The organism is Lactococcus allomyrinae (assembly GCF_003627095.1).
Lineage (GTDB): Bacteria > Bacillota > Bacilli > Lactobacillales > Streptococcaceae > Lactococcus > Lactococcus allomyrinae.
This window is the reverse complement of sequence record NZ_CP032627.1, coordinates 1,195,466-1,214,791: the sequence shown is the minus strand read 5'-3', so window position 1 is coordinate 1,214,791 and position 19,326 is coordinate 1,195,466. Positions and strand designations below refer to the sequence as shown.

17 protein-coding genes are annotated in these 19,326 nt (G+C 38.3%); 15 read left to right on the top strand and 2 right to left on the bottom strand.

All coding sequences use genetic code 11. The annotated features are described in order from the left end of the window. The first annotated feature begins 448 nt into the window (after positions 1-448). Both D7I46_RS05725 and D7I46_RS05720 read left to right on the top strand, forming a co-directional pair. Positions 449-1,153: a glucosamine-6-phosphate deaminase gene (locus D7I46_RS05725; RefSeq protein WP_120772022.1), complete on the top strand. Its 705-nt coding sequence runs from the start codon at positions 449-451 to the stop codon at positions 1,151-1,153. A 179-nt stretch (positions 1,154-1,332) separates the two neighbouring features. Beyond that, positions 1,333-2,145: an aldo/keto reductase gene (locus tag D7I46_RS05720; RefSeq protein ID WP_120772021.1), complete on the top strand. Its 813-nt coding sequence runs from the start codon at positions 1,333-1,335 to the stop codon at positions 2,143-2,145. A 277-nt stretch (positions 2,146-2,422) separates the two neighbouring features. On the opposite strand, the gene D7I46_RS05715 is transcribed toward D7I46_RS05720, so the two are convergent. Continuing rightward, positions 2,423-3,574 carry a hydroxymethylglutaryl-CoA synthase gene (locus D7I46_RS05715; RefSeq protein ID WP_120772020.1) on the bottom strand — a complete coding sequence of 384 codons (1,152 nt, stop codon included), beginning with the start codon at positions 3,572-3,574 and terminating at the stop codon, positions 2,423-2,425. 231 nt (positions 3,575-3,805) lie between these two features. Here D7I46_RS05715 and D7I46_RS05710 point away from each other — a divergent pair, with 231 nt between their 5' ends. From D7I46_RS05710 to D7I46_RS05685, 6 genes are all read left to right on the top strand, one after another. After that, positions 3,806-4,951, top strand: a complete 1,146-nt coding sequence (locus D7I46_RS05710) for a thiolase family protein (protein WP_120773303.1) — start codon at positions 3,806-3,808, stop codon at positions 4,949-4,951. A 2-nt stretch (positions 4,952-4,953) separates the two neighbouring features. Next, positions 4,954-6,186: a hydroxymethylglutaryl-CoA reductase, degradative gene (locus tag D7I46_RS05705; protein WP_120772019.1), complete on the top strand. Its 1,233-nt coding sequence runs from the start codon at positions 4,954-4,956 to the stop codon at positions 6,184-6,186. A 53-nt stretch (positions 6,187-6,239) separates the two neighbouring features. Beyond that, positions 6,240-6,701, top strand: a complete 462-nt coding sequence (locus D7I46_RS05700) for a MarR family winged helix-turn-helix transcriptional regulator (protein WP_120772018.1) — start codon at positions 6,240-6,242, stop codon at positions 6,699-6,701. A 303-nt stretch (positions 6,702-7,004) separates the two neighbouring features. Then, positions 7,005-8,183, top strand: a complete 1,179-nt coding sequence (locus D7I46_RS05695) for an MFS transporter (RefSeq protein ID WP_120772017.1) — start codon at positions 7,005-7,007, stop codon at positions 8,181-8,183. A gap of 201 nt (positions 8,184-8,384) precedes the next feature. Continuing rightward, on the top strand, positions 8,385-8,657 hold the full coding sequence (gene rpsP / locus D7I46_RS05690; RefSeq protein WP_120772016.1) for a 30S ribosomal protein S16: 273 nt from the start codon (positions 8,385-8,387) through the stop codon (positions 8,655-8,657). A gap of 87 nt (positions 8,658-8,744) precedes the next feature. Then, the gene (locus D7I46_RS05685; RefSeq protein ID WP_120772015.1) at positions 8,745-8,984 is read left to right on the top strand and encodes a KH domain-containing protein; all 240 of its coding nucleotides are present in this window, start codon (positions 8,745-8,747) and stop codon (positions 8,982-8,984) included. A 45-nt stretch (positions 8,985-9,029) separates the two neighbouring features. Here the strand turns inward: D7I46_RS05685 and D7I46_RS05680 are convergent, their stop codons facing one another. Further along, positions 9,030-9,875: a hypothetical protein gene (locus D7I46_RS05680; protein WP_120772014.1), complete on the bottom strand. Its 846-nt coding sequence runs from the start codon at positions 9,873-9,875 to the stop codon at positions 9,030-9,032. A 334-nt stretch (positions 9,876-10,209) separates the two neighbouring features. Between D7I46_RS05680 and D7I46_RS05675 the strand changes: the two genes are divergently transcribed. The 7 genes from D7I46_RS05675 (at position 10,210) to leuS (ending at position 19,325) form a co-directional block, all read left to right on the top strand. Continuing rightward, positions 10,210-11,097, top strand: a complete 888-nt coding sequence (locus D7I46_RS05675) for an Rgg/GadR/MutR family transcriptional regulator (RefSeq protein ID WP_120772013.1) — start codon at positions 10,210-10,212, stop codon at positions 11,095-11,097. Positions 11,098-11,244: 147 nt separating this feature from the next. Then, a complete protein-coding gene (locus D7I46_RS05670; RefSeq protein ID WP_120772012.1) occupies positions 11,245-12,054 on the top strand; it encodes a Cof-type HAD-IIB family hydrolase in 810 nt (269 codons plus the stop codon). Between the two features lie 78 nt (positions 12,055-12,132). After that, complete coding sequence (locus D7I46_RS05665; protein ID WP_240424515.1) at positions 12,133-12,690, top strand: VC0807 family protein; 558 nt, start codon at positions 12,133-12,135, stop codon at positions 12,688-12,690. 183 nt (positions 12,691-12,873) lie between these two features. Further along, positions 12,874-14,073, top strand: a complete 1,200-nt coding sequence (gene ftsY, locus D7I46_RS05660; RefSeq protein ID WP_120772011.1) for a signal recognition particle-docking protein FtsY — start codon at positions 12,874-12,876, stop codon at positions 14,071-14,073. Positions 14,074-14,296: 223 nt separating this feature from the next. Next, positions 14,297-15,271, top strand: coding sequence for a ribose-phosphate diphosphokinase (locus tag D7I46_RS05655; RefSeq protein WP_120772010.1), 975 nt, complete (start codon positions 14,297-14,299; stop codon positions 15,269-15,271). A gap of 469 nt (positions 15,272-15,740) precedes the next feature. Beyond that, the gene (locus D7I46_RS05650; RefSeq protein WP_120772009.1) at positions 15,741-16,415 is read left to right on the top strand and encodes a helix-turn-helix domain-containing protein; all 675 of its coding nucleotides are present in this window, start codon (positions 15,741-15,743) and stop codon (positions 16,413-16,415) included. Between the two features lie 399 nt (positions 16,416-16,814). Further along, positions 16,815-19,325 carry a leucine--tRNA ligase gene (leuS, locus tag D7I46_RS05645; protein WP_120773301.1) on the top strand — a complete coding sequence of 837 codons (2,511 nt, stop codon included), beginning with the start codon at positions 16,815-16,817 and terminating at the stop codon, positions 19,323-19,325. Position 19,326: the final 1 nt, after the last annotated feature.

Sequence of the window (19,326 nt, the reverse complement as noted above, 5' to 3'; positions counted from 1 at the left end):
ATTTCACTCAAGCAGCGTATTTTGATATTAGTTTTTATGCTGTCTCATTTCTTAAATTTTCCAAGATTAGTGAACAGCTCGGCTGTCTTGTGGCTGTGAGCTGTGAAAACACCAACACCGAGTGGTAACTGTGGATAGAATGCGTTGTGACGATTTATTACGACATCAAATGTGAGGTGCAAACTAAAAGTAAATTTTATAAATTATCATAGAGAGCAAAAAAATGAGTTTTGTTGATAAATTTTTGTTGACATGACATGATTTTATGCTATAATAAAAGTGTAGATAAATTGATATATACCAATTCAAAAATGATTCAGACTTTTTGAGGTCAGGATACATTTTATAACTGAACTTGTTTGTCTTTTCCTAAGCACTTGATATGTTGGGCTCTAGTGTGGTCGATAAAGGTGAGATGAGTTTACATTTTAAAAAGGAGCACAGAAAAATGAAAGTTATCGTAGTTAAAAATCAACTTGAAGGCGGAAAAATTGGTTTCAATCTTCTTAAAGAAGCAATGGAAAATGGTGCTAAGACACTTGGACTTGCGACAGGTTCAACTCCAGTAGAGTTTTATAATCAAATCATTAATTCTGACCTTGATTTTACTGGTATGACTTCAGTTAACTTGGACGAATATGTAGGTCTTGATGGTTCAAATGATCAGTCTTATCGCTACTTCATGAACAAACATTTGTTTGAAGAAAAACCTTTTAAAGAAAATTTCTTGCCAAATGGTAAAGCCGCAGACCTTGATGCTGAAGTAAAACATTACGACCAAATCATCGCAGAACATCCTATTGATTGGCAAATTCTTGGTATCGGTCAAAATGGTCATATTGGCTTTAATGAACCAGGAACACCTACTGATATTACAACTCATGTTGTTGACCTTGAAGAAAGTACAATTAAAGCAAATGCACGGTTCTTCACATCAGAAGCTGATGTACCACGCCAAGCAATTTCTATGGGACTTGCTAGCATTATGAAATCTAAAAATATTGTTTTGATGGCTTATGGCAAAGAAAAAGCTGAAGCTGTCAAAGGAATGATTGAAGGTGAAGTTACAATTGATTTACCAGCATCTATCTTGCAAACTCGTGATAATGTCACAGTGATTGCTGATGAAGCAGCTGCATCATTACTTAAATGAAATATAAAATCTGTCAGCATACTGACAGATTTTTTCTATACTGAACAAATCTTAAAGATAGTCTAATATAATTGTCAGTGCTGACAGAAATCATTTTTTCTAAAATTTTGATAAAATAGAAAGAAAAGTTTGGAGGAGGACAAGATGGGTTATCAGACACTTATCAACTCGCAAATGGCGTGCAAATTCCCAAAGTTGGCTTTGGAACTTGGCAAAGTCCAGATGGAGAGGTTGCTTATGAAGCAGTGAAAACTGCACTTATCACAGGTTATCGTCATATTGATACGGCTCAGGCTTATGGCAATGAACTATCTATAGGAGAAGCCATAAAAGATTCAGGAATAGCACGTGATGAACTTTTCATTACAACAAAATTATGGAATTTTGTCAGCACTTATGAAGAAGCTGTCAGCAGCATTGATGAAAGTTTGGAGAAGTTGGGGTTGGAATACATTGACCTTCTGCTTATCCATTGGCCAAATCCAGTGAAAACACGTCCTAACTTTAAGACACGAAATAGTGAACTGTGGCGTGCGATGGAAGAAGCTTATGAGGCGGGAAAAATTAGAGCGTTGGGTGTAGCTAATTTTCAACCTCATCATCTGGATGCTTTGTTTGAAACTGCAAAGATCAAGCCTGTTGTCAATCAGATTTATAGCAATCCAAGTGACCAACAAGAGGATATTGTAGCTTATAATAAAGCGCATGATTTACTGACAGAAGCGTATTCTCCGCTTGGAACAGGTGAAATTTTTAAAATATTAGCCTTGGGTGAAATCGCTGAAAAGTATGACAAAACAGTGGCGCAAACGGTGCTGAGATGGCATTTACAAAAAGGATATCTTCCTCTTCCTAAATCTATCACGCCTAATCGAATTAAAGAAAATGCTCAAATCTTTGATTTTGAACTGACAGATGAAGATATGGTATTCATTGACCAGTTACATGGCGCCCTTTTACCACACAAATATCCTGATAATGTCCAATTTTAAAAAAGAAAAACCTGTCAGTATGCTGACAGGTTTTGTTATATACTGATTCATTGATTGCTTCAATCTTTTACTACCTATCAATATCATAGCAGGCAGTAGCGATTGGAAAAATTACTGACGAAATTTCTGTCAGTGTTCATTGAGGTTGTGGAATCAACGCGTTTTGCTTTTGACGACGAGCCTAAGGTAAACCTCATATCAAAGATGTGAGGTCATCTTATCCATCTCAACATTTTAGGATAAAGGTTGTTCATTCTCTACTGACTGTATCTTGACTTTATTTTTTGTAAAGACGATGATTATCACGAATCTCACTAATTGAGAAGGGCATCTCATCATGATATTCTGCATGATGATTCAAATCTAACTTTTCATTAAACATTGTTTCATACTCAGAAATAGTCAATTTTGAACGTCCATCAAGTAATGCTTGGTGGTCTTTTGTACGCAGATATTTCTCAAAACCATCCACTAATTCACCAGAGAAAAATTCAGCGACGGTTCCAGAACCATAACTAAATAATCCGATTTTATCACCAGCAGATAGGTCAGGTGAGTTTTCTAAAAGAGAGATTAAACTCAAATAAAGTGAACCAGTGTAAAGATTGCCGACACGACGATTATAAGCAATTCCATATTCAAACTGTTTCATCAAATCATCAGCATTTTTAGGACTTTCAGACTCAAGTTTTGGCAATAAAGCTTTTTTACCCATTTTGGTATAAGGCGTATGGAAAGCAACCGCCTTAAAATCTTCAAAGGTCAAACTAGTGCGGCTGGTGTATTCATCCCAAACTTTTGCAAAGGCATTGATATAAGTTTCATTTGAAAATTTTCCATCAACAGAAGGATAGGCCTGTCCAAAAGGACGCCAAAAATCATAAATATCTTGCGAAAGTGCAACATTATCATTATTTAATGTCAAAAGATGCGGTTCGCTAGTAATCAGCATAGCAACAGCACCACCACCTTGTGTTGGCTCTCCACCTGTATTTAAACCATATTTTGCAATATCAGAGGCAATGACAAGGACTTTCGACTCAGGATGAAGAAGTACATGGTCACGGGCAGCAGCAAGTCCTGCTGTTGTTGCGTAGCAAGCTTCCTTCATTTCAATACTACGTGCAAAGGGCTGAATATCAAGAAGACCATGAACCACAACAGCGGAAGCCTTAGATTCATCAACACTGGACTCTGTGCCGACAATCACCATATCTATTGATTTTTTGTCTTCATCTGTTAAGATACTTGCAGCAGCATTTGTTGCAAAAGTAATAATGTCTTGAGTAGCAGGATTGACTGCCATTTCATCTTGTCCAATTCCAATATGAAATTTTGCTGGGTCAACTCCTCTAGCAAGCGCCAACTCTGTCATATCAACGTATGTATTTGGCACAAAAAAAGCAAGTTTATCTATACCGACTTTCATTTTTAAAAATTCCCTCATTATCATAGTTGTGCGAATATAACTTTGATTTTTTATCGAACCACATTTTTGCTTCAAGAAAAAACAAAAAAAGTTGATTTCACAACCTTATTTTTGAATGATATCATTTTAGCACATTTCACAAGATTTTCATAGCTCACCATCTTCAAGGGATAAACTCTCTTTACAAAAAGGACTCGAAATTATGCTATAATGGCTTTCGGAGGTTCACTCGTGAAAGAAATTGTAATCATTGACGCCTTACGTACGCCAGTCGGTAAATATGACGGCGCACTTTCTAAATATTCGGCAGCAGAGCTTGGGACAGCTGTCGTAAAGCAACTTTTAGCCCGACATGAAGCGATAAAGTCAGATGTGGCTCAGGTCATTTTTGGCAATGTCCTTCAAGCAGGAAACGGTCAAAATGTCGCGCGGCAAATTGCGCTAAACAGCGGTTTAAACGCTTCTGTACCTGCTTCGACGATTAACGAAGTCTGCGGCTCAGGCATGAAAGCGGTCATTTTAGCGAAACAACTCCTCCAGCTTGGAGAGGCGGAGCTGGTGATTGCAGGCGGGACGGAGTCCATGTCCAACGCACCAATCTTGAAAAATCAAAAGACGAACGAAGAGACACTCTCGATGCTCTCTGACGGCTTGATTGACGCTTTTTCAGGGATTCATATGGGAAATATCGGCGAAACCATTGCCGAGAAATTTGAAATTTCTAGAGAAAGTCAAGATGTCTTTGCGCAAAATTCACAGGAAAAGTCAGTTGCAGCTAGAAATGCGGGAATTTTTAAAGATGAAATTGTCCCTATTGGAGCGATGGCAGACGACGAGGCCCCACGTCCAAACTCAAGTTTAGAGAAATTAAGCACGCTGCGCACGGTTTTCAAAGCAAACGGAACGGTAACTGCTGGAAATTCTTCACCAGTGAATGATGGTGCCTCGGCAGTCATTTTGGCAACGAAAGAGTATGCTGTTCAACACCAAATCCCCTATCTTGCAGAGTTAGTTGATTCAGTAGAAATCGGGATTGACCCAGCCATCATGGGTGTTTCGCCGATAGAAGCCATCACAAAATTGCTCGCTAAGACGAAGTTGAGCCTATCAGAAATTGACCTTTTTGAAATCAATGAAGCCTTTGCGGCGTCTAGTGTTGCGGTCAATCGTGAACTCGCACTTGATGAGAAAAAAGTAAACATTTATGGTGGAGCAATTGGTTTGGGACACGCCATTGGCTCAACTGGAGCAAGGATTATCACAACATTGAGCTATGCACTCAAGCGTGAAAACAAACGTTACGGTATTGCAAGTCTTTGCATTGGCGGTGGTCTGGGGCTTGCCGTCTTGCTGAAAAATCCAAAATTTGAAAGCTAAACATGGAAAAGAAATTCTATCAGATGACGCCAGAAGAACGCCGTCAGACGCTTGATTTACCTGAGAAAACGCGGGCTGTTTTGCGTCAAATGGCACTCGATGAAGCCATCGCAAATAATTTGATTGAAAACCAAATCTCAGAGTTTGAGCTGCCAATGGGACTCGCCCAAAATTTTGTCATTAATGACAAAAAATATTTGATTCCTTTTGTGACAGAAGAGCCATCAGTTGTTGCTGCAGCAAGCAACGGTGCCAAAATGGCTGGCAAATTTACTGCAAAGATTACGGAACGGTTAATGCGTGGGCAAATTGTCTTTTATGACGTACAAAATGCCACGAAACTTACTGACAGAATTTCTGTCAGCACTGACGAAATCTTGTTAGTAGCACGAACAGCTTATCCCTCTATTGTCGAAAGAGGTGGAGGCTTACGAGAAATTTCTACTCGAATTTTTGACGAAAATTTTTTGTCAGTAGATTTTAAGATTGATGTCAGAGATGCGATGGGGGCAAACATTGTCAATTCAATATTGGAGGGCATAGCAGAGCGTTTTCGTCAGTGGTTTCCTGAGGAAAAAATTTTGTTCAGCATTCTGTCAAATTTTGCGACCGAATCTCTGGTAAAAGTAAGCTGTGAAATTCCGGTCAAAAAGCTGTCAAAAACTGACAACGGCGCAGAAGTTGCTGACAAAATCATGGCAGCTTCGCGTTTTGCAAAACTTGACCCTTATCGTGCCGCGACGCACAATAAAGGAATCATGAACGGTATCAATGCGGTCGTGCTTGCGACTGGAAATGACACGCGCGCCATAGCAGCTGGCATTCACGCTTTTGCGAGTCTCGATGGACAATACCGCGCTCTTGGAACTTGGCGAGTTTCAGGAGATACGCTTTTGGGCGAGCTAGAGTTGCCGTTACCCGTTGCAACAGTTGGCGGAGGCGTCAAAGTTTTACCTAAAGCGCAAGCAGCAATGGAAATTTTGCAAATTACAGAAGCTCAGGAGTTGGCGAAAGTGATTGCTGCTGTTGGCTTGGCACAAAACCTTGCAGCCTTGCGTGCGCTTGTTTCTGAGGGCATCCAGCAGGGACATATGGGCTTACAAGCTCGCGCGCTGGCGCTTTCGGTCGGTGCAAAAGCTGAAGAAGTTGCTCAACTCAGCGAACTTCTCCGCCAATCAAAACTAATGAATCAAGCGACAGCAGAAAAATTACTGACAGCACTCAGAACTCACTGACAGAAATTCTGTCAGTAACTTTTTAATCTTGAAAAGTATAAGAAGGTGATAAAATGTCCAAGCAAGCAGAAATCTTATCCAGTTTAACTGATTTATTCAATAAAATTAATTACCACTATCGCCCGCAAATGGAAAAAGTTTTCCCAGACTTAAGCCTGTCAGAGATTGAATCAATCGAATGGATTGCAAAACTTGATTATCCCAACGTGACCAAGCTCGCAGAAGCACTCTATGTCACCCGCGGAGCAATCAGCAAAGTCACCAAAAAATTGCTCAAAAAAGGTCTAATCGAAAGTTTCAAAAGTCCTGACAATAAAAAAGAAATTTATTTTCGGCTGACACAAGCAGGAAATGAAATCAATAATCGCCATGAGGCAATGCACCAAAAATTTCTCAAAGAAGATGAAATCGTATTTGAAGATTTATCCGCAAAAGAAAGCCAAGTCATCTTGAATTTTCTGGAAAAATATAACGCTCATCTTGATCAAACAATAAGAAACACTTTAAAATCGTAAAGTGTTTCTTTTTTTATCATCTTTTTATTGACAAAGAAACAAAAAGATGATATTCTATTATTGTTTCTGAGGAAACTAAATATAGACATTTAACTTAGCAAGTGCGTGCTAATTCCCCACCTCTTAGGTGGCGGGATAAGCAGCACTAAGCTCTGCTTTCGTTCTACTGCCATAGGGCGTTGGTGCTTTAGCACCTAGGCTTCTTGGACAGGGTGACCTCATATCGAAGATGTGAGGTTGTACCCTAACATCGGTGGGGAACCCTCACCGATGAAGTAATCACTTCAATCGAGGTCAACTAATATGAAACCTAATCATCATGCCCTAACCTTTGGGCTTATCTCAACATTTCTTACAGGACTGGGCTTTACAATCATTGCGCCTGTTGTTCCGTTTCTAGTCGCTCCCTTTGCAAATCATAGCAATCAAGCATTTATTGTGACTGCGCTAACTGCGATTTATGCAGGATGTACCTTTCTTGCTGCACCAGCGATGGGTGCGCTTTCTGACCGATATGGTAGAAAAATTATTTTACTAACTTGTCTTGCGGGTTCAAGCATCGGTTATCTCGTTTTTGGACTGGCTGGCGCACTTTGGATGCTGTTTCTTGGTCGAATTATTGATGGATTGACTGGTGGAAATATCGTTGCACTTTTTGCCTACTTTGCCGATATCACAAAATCTGAAGAACGTACAAAGGTCTTTGGATGGGCAGCAGCAGCTGTTGGTATTGGTACGATTACCGGTCCTACATTTGGGGGGCTACTTGCTCATTTTGGAAATAGTGTTCCTTTTTATTTCGGCGCTTTTATTTGTCTGCTCAATCTTGTTTATGGTCTCTTTGCAATGCCAGAAAGTTTAGCATTAGATAAGCGATTATCAAAACTTCCGCTAAATCGGATTAATCCTTTTACAGCACTCTTTGATGTTTTGACTATGCGCAATCTTTCAAAACTTTTCATCGTAGGTTTTCTCCTTTGGATTCCAGCGGGAGCAATGCAAGCCATCATTAGTCAGTTTACATGGGATAGTTTTGCATGGAGACCTGTAGCTATCGGGCTCGTCTTTTCTATCATGGGGCTACAAGATATTGTCACTCAAACCTTGATAATGAAACACCTGCTCAAGCGCTTCAATGATAAGCAGTTAATTAATCTCGCAATAGTGAGTGAGCTTATTGGGTATACATTGATGGCTCTCTCAGCAATCACTCAGTTTTGGCCTATCTTTATCCTTGCAATGTTTATATATGCTTTTGGAGATTCGGTATTCGGTACCGCTTTTAACGGTCGTTTATCCAAACAAGCAAGCGATAGTGAGCAGGGAAAACTCCAAGGCGGGTCACAAGCATTACAATCCCTTGCTCGTATTGCTGGACCTTTAATCGGTGGTGAAATATATACGCTCTTTGGGCATTCAGCTCCTGCACTAATGGGAATGATTTTACTTGTTGCTGCTTTACTCACTCTGAGAAAGAGGTAAGACAGTGCTGAAAAGAAATATTGATATTATCCCTTTCTTCAAAAATAATACAAAATTATCGAGAATTTTCTTAACAGTTTTTTGCGATTGAAATGAGGAAAAAATCTGCAGATGAAAGCTGTCAAGATTTTTTCTTGACAGCTTACCTTACCTATGTTATAATATTCAAGTATTAAAAATTAAGAAGAGGAATAGATAAATATGTCTGTAAAAATTCGTTTGACACGTATGGGTTCTAAGAAAAAACCTTACTACCGTATTAACATTGCTGATTCACGCGCTCCACGTGATGGTCGTTTCATCGAAACAGTTGGTACTTATAACCCACTCGTAGCTGAAAACCAAGTCACACTTAAAGAAGAACGCATCTTGGAATGGTTGAACAACGGTGCACAACCATCAGATACAGTTCGTAACTTACTTTCAAAAGCTGGAGTTATGAAAAAATTCCACGAATCAAAATTCTCTAAATAAGAAATTTGAAGCTGCCCTTTTGGACAGCTTTTCGCGGATATTCACATAAAAAATTGGACCAGGATACTGGTTAGAGTAGGAAATGTTATGCAATCAGATGTGAAAGAGTTAGTTTTGACGATTGTCAAACCATTGGTAACACAACCCGATGAAGTATCTTTAGAGCTTATCGAGGGTGAAGAATTTATGGAGTATCATCTCAAAGTCGCTGATGGTGATATCGGTCGGATTATCGGTCGTCAAGGACGTATTATTCAAGCCATTCGTACAGTTGTCTATTTTGTTCCTGTTGAGGGCAAAAAAGTTCGTCTTTTGGTTGACCAATAAAAATAAAAAAAGTCCATTCGGGCTTTTTTTGTTTCGATGAAGGAATTATCCCATTCCTAAAATTTTAGTAACAACTTGAGTTAATAAACTTCCTGCAAAATTTACAAATAACTCTGAAAGAAACTCGGCTTTATGATTGTTTACAGTACTTTCAAATGTAGAAGTATCTTTACTTTTAGCGGCTTCTAATGCTTCAATGCTAGCAGACTTAACTGAAGAGGAAATTGAGATGTTATTAATAACACGTTCTAGTTCTTTAGAGATTTCATCCCAATCATAACCAGAAACATTGGAAGCAATATTTGCGTGATTGCCATGACCGAGTTGAACCTGCTCAAGAGAGCTATTATTAATCTCTCCTATACTGAAAGATTTATCCGTATTGTTTGATTCAATAATGTTGTTATCGCCAATAGAATGTTCAGCAATTGAGTTATTATCTCCAATAATTGTCTGATCTTTTATATTAATGCTAATATTTTGGTTGCGTTGATTAAAAGCACTTTCTAAAACATCCTGAACCTCAAGTAAGAAAGATTCTTCTTTAAAATAAATAGGATAGATTATTCCAGAGTTAAGCTGAATATAAAGATAAGAATTAGTATTTAAAGTTTTCTGATAGAGAAAGTAGCCATAAATTGCCAAGGCAATGATTAAAATTAACCCTAGTATAAAAGAAAACTTTAAGATGATAAGAGAGACTAAGAACCAGATAATAATAAGTGGGTATGGAATGTTAACTTTTAGACGACCGTGACTTAGTGTGGAGACATTTGTTAATTGAAGAGTGTTTTTGTCAACTTTAAGCACATTTCCTTGGACTTGTAGTCGGTCTGTACGTATCTCTTTTTGAGATTGATTGGATAATAAGTTAGTAATCGTATTATTCATTTAGGTTTTTCCTTTTGTTTAGTATGTTCTAGATGGAGAAAAATTTCAATATGTTAATATTTTAATCTAAAGATAATAAGTGACATTATCGCATCAATGAAACTTTATTTGTAAGTAGTGTTAAAATTATCCCCAAGGAAGAACTTCAACAAAGCCAACGACTAAGGATACTAAAGCGACTAGTAGTAATGTGAATTTTAATTTTTTCATAACTTCTCCTCCCTCATAATTATGTTTGTAGTATAATAAACTATATAAAAGAATACAAAAATAAAATAGAGTTAATTTTTAACTATTGTTAATAATTATTTATTTGTAATATAGGAGAGGATGGATGAAAAGTAGAAATGTTGAGAAAGTCTTATATGGGGAAGCTTTTAAACTTTTTAGAACTTCAAAAAAGTTTACGTTGAAAGAAGCAGCTGGGAATGATACTTCTAGTGCTAATATATCTAAATTTGAAAATGGAATTTCTAGCCCATCTGTTGAAACTTTCTTTAATATTATAAATAATATTAATGTTTCAGCTTTTGAATTTCAGAACTTATATAATCAAATGTTGAATTCTAAAGATATTATGCTTTATGAATCAGAACTTATTGCTGCATATATGTCTAATGATAAGGACAAAGTTTGTCAATTTATCGAAAAACTAAAAATGTTATCTTCTACTTTTGATAGTAAGAAATACAAGTTAGATAGAGTACAAGCAGAGGCAGTTCTCGCAAAAATTGATAGAGATTATAAAATACCTGAAGAGGATATTTTATTTTTAAAAACCTATCTTTTAGAATTAGAAGATTGGGGAATATATGATATTAATGCACTAACCCGAAGTGATCATATTTTTGATCCTGTTACACTTTCAAAATTAACCCAACAGATGTTAAAAGCTAATTATTTCAATAAGAAGTTGCCAGAAATACGACGTGCAAAAATTCAGGCTTTACTCAATATTGTCAATGCATTTGTCAGGAATAAGCAGTGGGAGTTAGCAGAGAAATATATTAGTTATCTTGAAAATATGAATATCGAAGATTATTATACTTTTGAAAAAAATATTCTAAAGTATAATAAAGCCAACTATCATTTTCACCGAGGAGATGATACAGCATTAGTGATAATGGAGAAATGTCGTGATGTTTTTGAATATTGTGATTGTAACTCCTATGCTTTACTAATGAGTAAAGAAATTAAAGAGTTAAAACGGATGAGAAGGTAGAAAAATAGGTGTTAAGTGCGACTGATATTTACTGATTTTTAAAGTATAAAAACGCTGGATAGGGAAAAATAGATTAAGGATTTTGAAGAGAGATAAATCATTTGTTCAGAGTATTTGTCATTTTGGGAGTTGTGGTATAATAAATTCATGACTAACAAAATTAAATTGGTTGCCCTTGATTTAGATGGGACGTTATTGAATTCGTCGAAAGAAATCTCTCGTGAGAATATTGAAGCGATTGATGCTGCAAGAAATAAAGGAGTTGATGTCGTGTTGACGACGGGGCGTCCTTTGATTGCGATTCAGCCGTTTTTGAAACGATTAAATATGCTTGATTTTGATGATTATAGTGTGACTTTTAACGGAGGATTGGTTCAACGGAATACGGGACAAATTTTATCGAAAAAAAGTTTTTCTTACGAAGAAGTTGAAGAAATAAAATTTTTGACTTCTCGTCTGGATATTCCTTGTGATATTTTGAGTGAAGAAAAAGTGTTTGTTACAAAAAGTCCAAGAGTGTCGGAATATGAAACGTTGAATAAACTTTTGACCTTTATCAAGATGGATTTTAATGATGTGCCGCGTGAAGTGGTTTACAACAAAATTGTTTCTTGTACGGAAAGAGAATTTTTGGATGAAAGTTTAAAGCGGATTCCTGATGAATTTTTTAGTCGTTTTGAGATTTTCAAGACTCAGGCAAAATTGCTAGAATTTATGCCAAAGGGAATCAATAAAGCTTATGGGTTGACCCAACTCATCGGACAGCTTGATTTGCAACCAGAAAATGTGATGGCGATGGGAGATGAGGCAAATGACTTGTCAATGATTGCTTGGGCAGGTTTCGGTGTTGCAATGGGAAATGCAGTGGATAGCGTGAAGGAGCAAGCAAATATTATTTCGAGTCTGACGAATGACCAAAATGCTGTTGCAGATATGATTGAAAAGTATGTATTGTAATTTTGATTATCCGACTTGCGCCTGATTTTTCTAGGTAAATCGTGGTAAAATAAGTCGTAAATATTTGTAGAAGGATTAATGATGAATCAGAATTTACAGTTGAAAAAGTTTATACCAAGCTTGATTTTTGCAATTATATTGCCTGTTTTTGCTTATTTAATTTTAAAAACGTGTGGTTGGTCCGATACGTTAGCACTTGGTGTGGCTACGGCATTTCCTGTCATCCATATGATTTGGGGATTGCTCACAAAACGGACGCTGAACCCCGTGAGTTTGGTTGCTATCGTTGGATTTTTGATTTCACTTTTATCGGTCTATTTGACGCATGGAAATAATTTGGCTTTTAAACTTTGGCATCCTATTTTGACAGCAGTGATTGGAATTATCTTTTTATTGTCGGTAGTTTTTAATAAGCCTTTGCTAGAGTTGGCTGGTGAGAGTGAAGGAAGTCATAAGAAATTTATGATTTTGACTGGTTTTATGGGGTTGGTGTTTGCTAGTCACGCTTTGCTTGTGATGATGCTTGCTTTCTCGGTGGACACGACAAATTTTGTGATTGTATCAAAGATTGTTGATTTTTCGGCAGTTGGAATTTTGGTTGCTGGACTTGCGTTACTTAGAAAAAAATTAAAATAAAAATGGCTGGGTCGTTTTTAGAAAGCAAGATTCGGTACTTGATTAATTATTAATTTAGTTTAGGCTGCTTGAAAGTTAGTGAAAATGAAAACTTGAGCGATTGAAGTGATTACTTCATTTGTGAGGGGATTCTTTCTTTTCCCACAAGTGTTAGTAGAACGAATATATCTTAAAGGAGAAAATATGGGACTTTTTGACCGTTTGTTTGGTAAAAAAAAGCAAGAAGAGGTAGCTGATGATATTGTCATTGAGGAAAAACAGGATAATATCGAATCTAGCACTTTGTCAGCACTGACAGAGGTGCAGGTGGCTAATGAAGAACTTATAAATAATGATAAAAATCTGTCAGTACTGACAGAAAATGAAAATATTACTGACAATACTGCTGTCAGCACTGATGAAGAAGAAATTGTCATTGATGTTGATGCTTTAGCAGATATTTTCACGAAGTCACGTGAGGAAACTGAAAAGAAATATGAAGATTCTCTAAGTTTGACTCGGAAAACGTTTAGTGACGGCTTTAATGAATTGTTTGCTAACTTTAGAACTGTTGATGAGGAGTTCTTTGAAGAACTTGAAGAAACGTTGATTATGTCCGATGTTGGTGTTGATTTGGCGATGGAAATCACTGAGGAGCTTCGACATGAGGCAAGACTTGCTCATGCAAAATCATCTGATGATTTGCGCCAATTAATTATTGAGAAGATTGTTGATAAGTTTGATGGAGATAAGTTACCATCAGCACTTGATATTCAAGAAACAGGACTTTCTATTTTCTTGTTTGTTGGTGTAAATGGTGTTGGTAAAACAACGACGATTGGTAAATTGGCAGCGCGTTACAAAAATGAAGGAAAGCGTGTACTGCTTGCAGCAACAGATACTTTTAGAGCTGGTGCTATTGACCAGTTGGTTGAATGGGGTAATCGCTCTGGTGTGGAAGTGGTAACAAAAGCTGCTGGCTCAGACCCTGCGAGCGTCGTTTTTGACGCTGTTGCTAAGGCAAAGGCTGAAGACTATGACATTCTACTTGTGGATACGGCAGGACGACTTCAAAATAAAGACCATCTCATGAAGGAATTGGAAAAAATCGGGAAAGTTATCAAACGCGAAATTCCAGATGCACCTCATGAAACGATTCTTGCACTTGATGCGACAACAGGTCAAAATGCAATTCAACAGGCAAAAGAGTTTAGTGTAGTTACACCGATTACAGGGATTGCATTGACGAAGCTTGATGGTTCTGCCAAAGGAGGGATTGTTTTGTCAATCGTACAAAGTTTGAAAATACCAGTCAAATTGATTGGTCTTGGAGAAAAAATAGATGATTTGCAAGATTTTGATGAAGAATTTTTTGTTCGAGGACTTTTCAAAGAATTGTTGTAGATTAAAGTAAAAGGAATTCTGTCAGTATGCTGACAGAATTTTTATCTCCCGCTTTCATGCTTATGTGAATGGTAGGGTACTGACAGAGACTACCTAGTTTATAAGTATAAATTTCAGTATCAAAAACAAATGAGTGTTTGAAAAAATTAGCAATTTAAGGTAAAATAAGTAGTGCATCTAACTGAACCAGTAGGTTCGTAACGATTTATAAGAAAGGCTCTTCATGTCGTACTCAAATTTGAAGCTGTTTTCGCTCTCTTCCAATCAAGAATTGGCCCAAAAAGTGGCTAAAGAAATCGGAATTGAGCTTGGAAAAGTAAGTGTTCGCACCTTCTCAGATGGTGAAACGGAAGTTCACATTGACGAATCAGTTCGTGGTGATCACGTTTTTATCCTTCAATCAACAAGTGCCCCAGTCAATGACAATCTGATGGAACTTTTGATTATGATGGACACTCTTCGCAGGGCTAGCGCTGCATCAATTAACATTGTCATGCCTTATTACGGTTATGCCAGACAAGACCGTAAAGCGCGTGCTAGAGAGCCAATTACATCAAAACTTGTGGCAAATATGCTTCAAATTGCAGGTGCAGATCGATTGATTACTTTTGATCTTCATGCACCTCAAATTCAAGGTTTCTTTAACATTCCAGTTGATCATCTTTTGGGTTCACCACTCATTGCAGATTATTTCCGTCGTCATTTTGTATCAGCTGGCGATGATGTTGTCGTCGTTTCTCCTGATCATGGAGGAGTTGGGCGTGCGCGTAAATTGGCAAATTTCCTCAAAACACCACTTGCTATTATTGACAAACGCCGTCCGCGCGCAAATGTCGCTGAAATTATGAATATTATTGGTGATGTTAAAGGTAAAAAATGTATCTTGATTGATGATATGATTGATACAGCGGGTACGATTACTCTTGCTGCCAATGCACTCAAGGAACTTGGAGCAACTGAAGTTTACGCTTCATGTACTCATGCAGTCTTATCAGGACCAGCGATTGAACGTATTAATAATTCAGCAATCACTAAATTAGTTGTTTTGGATACTATTCAAATTCCAGAAGAACGTAAGAGTGAGAAAATCGTAGAACTTTCGATTGCACACTTGCTTGCAGATGCAATCATTCGTATCCACGAACGCCGTCCTCTTTCACCTCTCTTTGAATTGCATCTTCCTTCAGAGCAAATCTAATATGGTTAAACGGGACGTTTGAAGTGATTACTTCATTGGTGGGGACTTTTTCTCCATCAATGTCAGTAGAATGAAAGCAGAGCTTGTCGTTTCGCCTTATTGCTTTGCCTCTATCGTTGCAAGCTCTGCTTGCATACGAATAGAGGACAGCGGAGCAACGGAGTTGCGTAGACCGTTTAGAGAACGGCTTGCGAAGCACGTAGTGAGTTGCGACCTCGACTAGGCACTTTCGTGTCCTAGCTAGACAGCGTAGCTCAAAGGGCGGAGATAACACGCACTTGCTAAGTTAAAAGTCGAAGCTTGGGTTTCTTCACTTGAGGCTATTTCTCAAGTTATGGATAAGAAAAGCACTGCTTTTCCCAATCGGTGCAAGGCAGTCTATTCGCAGTTCAACTAATAAGTTTTCTACAAAAATTATTAGTTGAACTAGTATAAGACTTCAAGCGGCCGCTGGTCGCTTTTTTAAAAAATGGAACTAGAGAAAATTCGAAAACTTTATGAAAATGTTGATATCAGTACACTTTCAGAACGTGAAAAGTTACTGACAGAATTGATTTTTACTGACAGAAATTCTGTCAGCACAGAATTATTACCAAATGGGCGCTACCGTATTCTGCAGTTTTCGGCAACAGATTTTGAGTCGCTAGAAAGTACTTTAAAGCTGTTGCTTCCGGACTTTGCAAGTAGTGATGTCGATAAAAAAATTGTCATTGAGCGCTTGTCAAATGATAATCCGACAAAGTCGGAACTTTTTGATATCTTTCAAACTTTATCACAAGACATGGGAGAAAAAATCTCTGCTTATGTTGGAATGTTTGTGGATAAAGCCCAGCTTTCTGAAATTTATGCTGAAGAGTCCACAATTTTTAAAAGTAAAAAATCATTTAGTGAATATATATTAACAGAAAGTTTGAAAACTTCTGATAATAAAATTTTAAAAGATATTCGTCGTGAATTATTGGAAAATTTGGAAGACCAAAAACTTGTCATTGCACTCTATGCAACAAATGGGAATCAATCTCAAGCTGCAAAAAATCTTTATGTTCACAGAAATACTTTACTCAATAAAATTAAAAAATACGAGCAAAAATACGGTCTTCAGCTTACAGGAAGTGACCTTGTTCTCGCTTATAATTTAATCTAATACTATTTCACTTAGGCTTATTCACCAGTTTGGAGTCTAAAACCAAGGTGTATCTATTGTAAAATGCAACATGAATGGATAGTCACGCAATAATACCTGATTTCTATTTCGTTACGTACCACAGGTATTCATTTGCTCTAGACTGCTACGTGCTGTCCATTTGCTCAAGAGATAAGGCTTCAAGAGCAAATGGCACACAGTTACATTTACCCTTTACGATTTTAAAGTGGAATTAGTATTATATATCAAGAAAGGAACTGAGTCGCCTTCTTTGAAGTAAACGAAAATAGATAAGATAGAATCTGAGTCACGCTCAGAACTTCATGCTCTTATCTATGGCACAAATAGTCAAAGAACACTTTTTTTACTTCAATGCAGTCGGTCTCATATCTTAAAATTATGGAATACAATCACCAAGAAGTAGAAGCAAAATGGCAAAAATTCTGGGCGGAACATCAAACTTTTCGCACAGGAACAGACAAGAACAAACCTAAATTTTATGCGCTTGATATGTTCCCATATCCATCTGGAGCGGGCTTGCACGTTGGACACCCAGAAGGTTACACGGCGACAGACATTCTCGCACGCTACAAACGCGCACAAGGCTATAATGTGCTTCATCCAATGGGATGGGATGCTTTTGGGCTGCCCGCAGAGCAATATGCGATGAATACTGGACATGACCCTGCAGAATTTACCGCCGAAAATATTGCCAACTTCAAACGCCAAATTAATAGTTTAGGGTTTAGCTATGACTGGGAGCGCGAAGTCAATACCACTGACCCTGATTACTACAAATGGACGCAGTGGATTTTCACAAAACTCTATGAAAAAGGGCTTGCCTATGAAGCGGAAGTTGCTGTAAACTGGGTCGAAGAACTCGGTACTGCGATTGCCAACGAAGAAGTGTTACCCGACGGTACATCAGAGCGCGGTGGATTTCCTGTCGTTCGTAAACCCATGCGTCAATGGATGCTCAAAATCACTGCCTATGCAGAACGCTTGCTTGAAGACCTCGAACTTGTAGATTGGCCAGAGTCCATCAAAGAAATGCAACGCAATTGGATTGGTAAATCAACAGGTGCTGATGTAACTTTTGCTGTTGAGGGGACGAATGAAACTTTTGAAGTGTTTACCACACGTCCAGATACACTTTTTGGTGCAACTTATGCTGTGCTTGCTCCAGAGCATGCTCTGGTTAATCGCATCACCACAGCTGAACAAGCTTCTAGCATTGCAGAATATCAACGCCAAGCGAGCCTTAAATCTGACCTCGCGCGGACTGACCTTGCAAAAGATAAGACAGGCGTTTGGACAGGTGCTTATGCCATCAATCCAGTCAATGGACGCAAGATGCCGATTTGGATTTCGGACTATGTCCTTGCGAGCTATGGACATGGGGCAATCATGGCTGTACCTGCTCATGATGAACGCGACTGGGAATTTGCAAAAGTTTTTGGTCTTGAAATCATTCCTGTGCTTGAAGGAAAAGATGCGAATGGAGCATCTTTTGATGTCAATCAAGCCGCTTACACCGAAGACGGACTACATATCAACTCTGAATTTTTGAATGGCCTTGATAAAGCCACAGCCATCGAAAAAATCGTTGCTTATCTTGAAGAAAAAGGAATTGGTAAGAAAAAAATCACTTATCGTTTGCGCGACTGGCTCTTTAGTCGTCAACGTTATTGGGGCGAGCCTATTCCAATCATTCATTGGGAGGATGGGACATCAACAGCAGTTCCTGAAAAAGATTTGCCACTGGTGTTACCTGTAACAAGCGACATCAAGCCTTCTGGTACAGGCGAGTCGCCACTTGCCAACCTTACGGATTGGTTGACCGTAACACGCGAAGATGGCGTCAAAGGACGTCGCGAGACCAATACGATGCCACAATGGGCAGGTTCTAGCTGGTATTATCTCCGTTATATTGACCCTCACAACAAGGTGGCGCTTGCCGATCCAGAATTGCTCAAAGAATGGCTTCCTGTTGATATTTATGTGGGTGGTGCTGAACACGCGGTGTTACACTTGCTCTATGCACGTTTTTGGCATAAAGTGCTTTATGACCTCGGCATCGTTCCAACAAAAGAACCTTTCCAAAAACTCTTTAATCAAGGAATGATTCTGGGAACATCATATCGCGACCATCGTGGGGCGCTTGTGGCTACGGATAAAGTTGAAAAACGGGAGGGTGGTTATTTCCATATTGAAACAGGTGAGCTGCTTACTCAACTTCCAGCCAAAATGTCTAAGTCGCTCAAAAATGTGGTTAATCCAGATGATGTCGTTGAGCATTACGGTGCAGATACGCTTCGAGTTTATGAAATGTTTATGGGGCCATTGGACGCAAGCATTCCTTGGTCAGAAGAAGGTCTTGAAGGCGCGCGTAAATTCCTTGACCGTGCTGTTCGTATGATTGAAAATAGTGAACTCACAGCGGAAAATGATGGAGCGCTTGATAAGGTTTATCATGAAACGGTCAGAAATGTAACCGAGCGTTTGGAACATATGTACTTTAATACTGCTATTTCGCAGCTCATGATTTTCGTAAATAGTGTCAATAAAGCCAAAACTTTGCCTGTTGAGTATGCAAAAGGATTTGTGCAATTATTAGCACCATTTGCACCACACATCGCTGAAGAACTCTGGGTAAAATTGACAGGTGTTGCTGGCATTTCTTATGTGGCATGGCCAACTTTTGACGCAAGCAAGCTGATAGAATCTGAAGTTGAAATTGTTGTCCAAATCAATGGCAAACTCAAGGCAAAAATTAAGATTGAAAAAGATTTACCACGGGAACAACTCGAAACGGTCGGACGTGAAGTAGTCGCAGCAGCGCTTGAGGGCAAAAATGTCGTCAAAGTCATCGCTGTGCCTAATAAACTCGTAAATATTGTTGTAAAATAAG

Excerpts from the sequence above, each read along its gene's own strand:
- D7I46_RS05725 (WP_120772022.1), top strand. The coding sequence starts at position 449 with ATGAAAGTTATCGTAGTTAAAAATCAACTTGAAGGCGGAAAAATTGGT.
- leuS (WP_120773301.1), top strand. The coding sequence starts at position 16,815 with ATGGAATACAATCACCAAGAAGTAGAAGCAAAATGGCAAAAATTCTGG.
- D7I46_RS05685 (WP_120772015.1), top strand. The coding sequence starts at position 8,745 with ATGCAATCAGATGTGAAAGAGTTAGTTTTGACGATTGTCAAACCATTG.
- D7I46_RS05715 (WP_120772020.1), bottom strand. The coding sequence starts at position 3,574 with ATGAAAGTCGGTATAGATAAACTTGCTTTTTTTGTGCCAAATACATAC.
- D7I46_RS05680 (WP_120772014.1), bottom strand. The coding sequence starts at position 9,875 with ATGAATAATACGATTACTAACTTATTATCCAATCAATCTCAAAAAGAG.
- rpsP (WP_120772016.1), top strand. The coding sequence starts at position 8,385 with ATGTCTGTAAAAATTCGTTTGACACGTATGGGTTCTAAGAAAAAACCT.
- ftsY (WP_120772011.1), top strand. The coding sequence starts at position 12,874 with ATGGGACTTTTTGACCGTTTGTTTGGTAAAAAAAAGCAAGAAGAGGTA.
- D7I46_RS05700 (WP_120772018.1), top strand. The coding sequence starts at position 6,240 with ATGTCCAAGCAAGCAGAAATCTTATCCAGTTTAACTGATTTATTCAAT.
- D7I46_RS05650 (WP_120772009.1), top strand. The coding sequence starts at position 15,741 with ATGGAACTAGAGAAAATTCGAAAACTTTATGAAAATGTTGATATCAGT.
- D7I46_RS05670 (WP_120772012.1), top strand. The coding sequence starts at position 11,245 with ATGACTAACAAAATTAAATTGGTTGCCCTTGATTTAGATGGGACGTTA.
- D7I46_RS05705 (WP_120772019.1), top strand. The coding sequence starts at position 4,954 with ATGGAAAAGAAATTCTATCAGATGACGCCAGAAGAACGCCGTCAGACG.
- D7I46_RS05675 (WP_120772013.1), top strand. The coding sequence starts at position 10,210 with ATGAAAAGTAGAAATGTTGAGAAAGTCTTATATGGGGAAGCTTTTAAA.
- D7I46_RS05655 (WP_120772010.1), top strand. The coding sequence starts at position 14,297 with ATGTCGTACTCAAATTTGAAGCTGTTTTCGCTCTCTTCCAATCAAGAA.
- D7I46_RS05665 (WP_240424515.1), top strand. The coding sequence starts at position 12,133 with ATGATGAATCAGAATTTACAGTTGAAAAAGTTTATACCAAGCTTGATT.
- D7I46_RS05695 (WP_120772017.1), top strand. The coding sequence starts at position 7,005 with ATGAAACCTAATCATCATGCCCTAACCTTTGGGCTTATCTCAACATTT.